Source organism: Oleiphilus sp. HI0080, assembly GCF_001635135.1.
In genome coordinates this window covers 1-519 of the sequence record NZ_LWFU01000868.1, presented here as the reverse complement: position 1 = coordinate 519, position 519 = coordinate 1, and the positions used below count along the sequence as shown (strand labels likewise).

Below are 519 nucleotides of genomic sequence, written 5' to 3'. Positions count from 1 at the left end.
TTCGTTCGTATGTAACACAAGGGCGCTATAGCGCTTCCGTAGAAGCGGAGGTAGAAGAGCTGCCTCAGAACCGAGTCGATATCAATATAGAGATAGATGAGGGTGAGGTTTCTTCGATCCTACATATTAACGTGGTAGGCAATGAGGCGTTCACTGACGAAGAGCTCATTGACCTAATGGAGCTAAAAACCCCAGGTTTTTGGACGTTTATTACCAGTGATGACAAGTATAGCCGCGAGAAACTGAGTGGTGACATTGAGCGCATTCGTTCCTACTATCTTGATAGCGGTTACATCAAGTTCAATATTGAGTCTACTCAGGTCTCGATTTCTCCAGATAAACAGAACGTATTTATTACCATCAACGTTGATGAGGGGCCGTTATTTACTGTTCGTGACTTTGAGCTCAAAGGGGATTTAGTGCTTGAAAAGAGTGAGTTGGAAGAACTTGTCTTTATCAAGCCGGGAGATACATTTTCTAGAAACAAACTCACCCTTTCTGCTGAGCAAATTTCGCGTG

General features: G+C 43.5%; 1 protein-coding gene. It reads left to right on the top strand.

The features are described 5' to 3' along the window. The coding region (locus A3751_RS17435; RefSeq protein ID WP_304439049.1) for a POTRA domain-containing protein at positions 1–519 on the top strand (519 nt) is incomplete at both ends.